Raw genomic sequence first — 5,150 nt, 5'->3', positions numbered from 1 at the left:
AAATTGAACAAGCAAATGGTTGGCTTGACGGATATAAAGGTTTGATAATGAGATACAAGTATCTTGATGTAACTTGGATTGGAATGCTCCTATTAGGGTTTATCCCCAAGTTCCTCAAAAAGTTTAAACACGTTTAATATGCCAGATAAGAATAATGCAAGAAGAAGTACTAAATTATTATCACTAATAATTAGTGTGTGCCTAGTTAGTGCTTGCTATATAAAGCAAAAAACAGCAGAAGAGGTGTCTGATGAACTAAACTCATTGATTTATTCAGGACAAAGGAACTCAAAATATGAAATAGATTATACTAATTCAATAATAATCTTACCAGAATATACTGATATAGAAAATCGTTTTTTAGATTATACATACCTTAGTAAAAAATCTTTACTTAAAAATAAACTAACAGGGAAAGAGATAAAGAGCTTTGAGGCTACTTTAGAAATTTCAAAAAAAGATTTTTTACACAATTATTTTGTAGATAAAGGAACTATTATAAATAGAAAAACAAAAAGGCAACTTTTATCACAGTTTTTTTTATATATGGAAAATGGAACAACAAAGTATGAATTGAATTTTGATAAAAGTAGGATGTATAGCGTTGATTTGAGTTATAAAGAAGATTTGCCCTTTGCTTCAATTGTTTATATATATGATAGAGAAGGTAATCTTTCTGAATTGATTGACAATATTTCAGTCCCCTATATAAAAAATAGTAATGTGTATGAAAAATGTGTAGGGCATAGCCAATTAAGATATTTTTTTTCAGAGGGTTCAGGCTATTGGAAATTGTATTATTACAATGCCGAAAATGAAATAGTTGGCGTAAAAGAAGAGGGAGAAATTAAACATAATTATAAAATTGGACAATGGAAATATTACAATCGAGAAGGGACAATAGATAGTGTAAAAACATACTCTATAAAAGATAGTGTTGATGTCCGATTTCCTTATTGTTTGTTTAACAAAAAAGAGCCTTGTTTTTAAAACATTACAAATATTATGGCAATAAAATTCGGCAGATGGGAAAAAATAGAGCGTAAAGAACTTATGCCCCTAAAAACAAAAATGATATAAAATGGCAGGTTAGTATTTGGGAAATGTAAATGATTTAGGTTTTACAAGATTTGCAACTATTTAATATTCGGTTTTTTAAATGAAGAAGTTCCAAAAGCTTAAGACAAAAGAAATTCTCTCTTATTGTCTGAAGAGGATAGATATTCAGATTTTTGTATTTCTGTTTTTTCTCATGGCAACCTTTGTAGTAAGTTTTTTCCGTATAGAAAAGAAGAATGATTTTATTTATGAACCTTATCGGGTTTTATGTGGAATATATTTCTTTCTATGCTTATTTTATCCAATAATTTACATACTAACTCTTGTTTTTGTAAAAAAGGAATATATAAAAAAGATAATGCTATTTTTTTTATATCTAATAACTTTTTTTCTGTCATTTTTCCTATTATATCTACTTTGAGGTGAGTATGACATAATATCTTGCTAACACATATACAGGAAGGTATAAAGTTTTAGAATAAAAAAGACTCAATCCGTGAGAGCTTTTGTATATCGAACTCACGTTAAATAAGTTTATAGTTATATAAGAATGAAATGATTATGAAAAAAAATGTACTTATAATTTTTATAGGGCTACTCCTATTAGTTTCTTGTAAAATCACTCAAGACAAAGAAAGCTATAAGATTACTTCAATAGTTTACATCACAGATTGGGGTGAAAAAGCTGTAGATAGAAAGGGAATACAACTCTATGCAATAGACTCTTTGGGGCGTACTAAGCCACAGAAAATAAAAGAAGTTAGAGTCTATGATAGAAATGCCACTTACGAGGCTAATACGTTATATATAAAATTAAGATGGACACTTCAACCAAAAACATCATATAGACTTATAATTAATGATTCATTGTTATATAACATTTCTGAGTTTGAGATTATAAAAGAAACTGTTTATACAATGCTTTCAAAGAGGGAGTTTATATATATAAAAAATTATAAAGTGAATAATATAAAAATAAGCAGTAAACACTATGGTGAACAGTTCTTATACATAGATAAAAATTTAGCTATTCCTTATAAGAAAGAATAATTGTTAAAATTTAAAATAATAGCTCGATAAATGAAAATCATCATCTTGCCTAAAAGCTAAGTATATTATATCATTTTAATGGTACAGAAAAAGCAAATCAGTATATAGATACCAATATCTCTGTCAATTATACTTTGTTAGAACTTACTATTCCCTTTTTTGATACAATAAAACAAGATAGTTTGTTAGAAAAATAGCTGAAGAGCAATCTAACAAGAAACTTTGATGAAATAACAAAGGAAAATATAATAAAATGAAAAAAATACTATTGATACTATTTATTTGCTGTACGCTCCAATGCAAAGCACAGCATAAAGAGCTTTCCATAAGTGAATCTGATAAGGAATTATTAGAGTTTCTATATAAAAACTCTAATAAAGTTAAAGTAGCACCTCATAGTTATTTTGATGAATTGTGGAATTGGGATTCAGATAATGCTACTCTAAAGCAAAAAATGAAGATGCTATTTAAAAACGACAAAAATCTCAATCAAAAGTTAAAGGAATTAGAGGAAGCTCGCATTTCCCTATATGAATATGCTTTAGAAGACGTTAAAGATGAATATCAAGAATATCATTATGTTGATGGACCGCGTTTTTCTTATCTTGTAGACAAGGGGGATTTAGAAGTAAAAAAAATCATATTGAAAATTCTCAAAGACCCTAAAATATCAAAATCTGACAAGGAAAGGATTGAAGTATACTTAAAGGCTTATCCTCTCTATTACATCTCTGACCCTGATGGTTATACCAACTTGAGAGAAGGCAAGAGTACTTCATCTAAAATTTTAGGTACAATAAAATCGGGTGAAAAAATAGAGGTACTGGATACCACGGGAGATTGGTGGCAAGTAATGACAAGAGACAATGAAATAGGCTATATCCACAAGAGTAGAATAAAAAAGAGATAAAATCTCCTATGAGAAACACAAAAAAGTTATCGTATAAAATATGAAGAAATTATTGTTCCCCGCACTAAACAGATGGTTTTGTTATACATTAGTGTTGCTATGTAGCACAATGTATGCACAACCTTGTACATTTAAAGATGTCATAGAGAGAACAACACATAATGTACCTTATGAAAAATACAACATTCATCTTGATATGTTGCAAGTTTTAAATGGTAAAAAAGATAATTTTTTAGGATTCATAGGGGTAAATCGCAAACACTTGCGCATTACTTTCACTTCCATAAAGAAGAGTGAAGAAAACAAAGATGTATATGAGGTAGAGGGTTTTAGCACTGTGATGAACAAAAACAAACGAACTTTCAAAGGAACTTTCTCTTTGCAGTCTCATTACAAATTTACTAAACCTACCTTTGAAGAACCTCTTAAAAACGGAGATATTGAGGGGTTTTCTACTTTTTCATACCAATTAGCAGAAGATGAAAAACTTTCTGCAACAGGTGTTTTTAAGGGGGAAATGCTTGTGCTTTGGAGTAAAGAAGCTAATAAAAAACCTATATATTCTAACATTTTCTTTTATACTGATGGTGAAAGAAATTACCAATTTTTTGGTACTTGGACAAGTTATAAAACTAAAAAAACTTCGGTAGCCTCTTGGGGAGAATATCGTATTCCTTGCTCTGGAGATTTTGATGGGGGTGATGGAACTTTCTATCCAACTCCTAAATATTGGCAATATGGTTGGGAGGAATTTAGGTATTGAAGAAAAAATGAAAAACACCTTGATTAACATAATTAAAATAGCTATCTATCTACTCTCTATGTTTTTTATAGTGGGTTTTACTCTTGTTTACTTTTATATGGATAGGGATGTTCGCGATGCAACAATAGAAATATATGTATATGATGAAAAACATAATCCCATAATGAATTGTGAGTTTCTGTTAGAGAATACATCCTATAAAGAAGGTGAAACAACCTACACCATTAGAACGAACAACAAGGGGTATTTTAAAATATTTCTTGAGAATAGCGCAAGCATATCAATATACTCAACCGATAGTCACACTTTTCTTTACTCTCAGGAAATCACTCAAAAAAGCACCCATTGCACCATCTTCTACAATCAGTTATGAATCATATAATCAATAAAATAATTAAGATTTCTTTCTTCTTCTATATCATTTTTCTTGTGATAGTAGCAGCCTATAGTTATTATTTATTTGTATATGAAACCCCTTGCGGAAGAACTATAGAGGGGACAGTATATGATAAACAGAAGAATATTATAAAAAATTATAAACTTTCTATTGAATATATAGAAACCACTCCTGACACTATAAAGTACGACGTTAAAACCAATGACAAAGGTTATTATAAACTTTTTTTTAAAGGAGATTGCAGAGTGAGGATATCCGCTCCTCACATACAACCTACTATCTACCATCTTTCATGTGGAAAACAACCCAACAGAAAAATAAAAAAAGACTTTTTTATTGAACCCTTTTAAGAAAGATGACACAGTACGTAACAACTCTTCTTTAACAACACATCTGGAATATTACCCCTTACCTTATAATTTCAAAAAAAGAAAAAGATTCCTGTTTTATAGTCAATAGCTAACTCTATCAAATGAAGTATTTTTTCTGTTAAGTAGTCTGTATTACTGGTATCTTCTATCCTAAAACAGTTACCTTTTGTATCTTCAACTATTTGAATAAATGTTTCTTCTGGATTTTTATATATCCTTTAGTTTTTTGTTTAATTGTATTATAACATCCATTGATTTTTATACTGTTTAGATGTACTAATGAATCTTTTCAAATCTCCGTTCAAGAGAGTTACTTGTATCCTATTTCTCCCCAATTCACTGGTGTGGTCACACAACCTATACATTTCATAGCCCACAAGAAATATGCCACCAGATTTTTCCTACTCTATACCTACTCAAAAGTATAAAATACTATAAAGCCTTTTGACAAAAAAGCGCAACTTAAACATTAAATAAAAAAAGAGCAACTCTATATCAGAATTGCTCTTTATAAGAAGGCGGCGACATACTCTCCCACAACAAGTGTAGTACCATCTGCGCTAAAAGGTTTAACTGCTCTGTTCGGAATGGTAAGAGGTG

At 29.6% G+C, this 5,150-nt stretch carries 4 protein-coding genes and 1 rRNA gene; 4 read left to right on the top strand and 1 reads right to left on the bottom strand.

Annotated features, from left to right (window positions below; translation table 11 throughout):
• Positions 1 to 138 precede the first annotated feature (138 nt).
• The 4 genes from Q0625_RS11325 (at position 139) to Q0625_RS11310 (ending at position 3,782) form a co-directional block, all read left to right on the top strand.
• A complete protein-coding gene (locus Q0625_RS11325) occupies positions 139 to 990 on the top strand; it encodes a hypothetical protein (RefSeq protein ID WP_298827307.1) in 852 nt (283 codons plus the stop codon).
• A 630-nt stretch (positions 991 to 1,620) separates the two neighbouring features.
• Entirely contained in the window at positions 1,621 to 2,109 is a 489-nt protein-coding gene (locus Q0625_RS11320; RefSeq protein ID WP_298827304.1) for a hypothetical protein, read from the top strand.
• 253 nt (positions 2,110 to 2,362) lie between these two features.
• On the top strand, positions 2,363 to 3,019 hold the full coding sequence (locus Q0625_RS11315; protein ID WP_298827301.1) for an SH3 domain-containing protein: 657 nt from the start codon (positions 2,363 to 2,365) through the stop codon (positions 3,017 to 3,019).
• 40 nt (positions 3,020 to 3,059) lie between these two features.
• Positions 3,060 to 3,782 carry a hypothetical protein gene (locus Q0625_RS11310; RefSeq protein ID WP_298827298.1) on the top strand — a complete coding sequence of 241 codons (723 nt, stop codon included), beginning with the start codon at positions 3,060 to 3,062 and terminating at the stop codon, positions 3,780 to 3,782.
• A 1,281-nt stretch (positions 3,783 to 5,063) separates the two neighbouring features.
• Here Q0625_RS11310 and rrf read toward each other — a convergent pair.
• Positions 5,064 to 5,150, bottom strand: a 5S ribosomal RNA gene (rrf, locus tag Q0625_RS11305); the annotation flags it as partial.

This window comes from uncultured Capnocytophaga sp. (assembly GCF_938029845.1).
In the GTDB taxonomy this organism is placed as follows: Bacteria; Bacteroidota; Bacteroidia; order Flavobacteriales; family Flavobacteriaceae; genus Capnocytophaga.
Note: the sequence above shows the minus strand (reverse complement) of the source record. Positions and strands in the feature narration are given on the sequence as shown.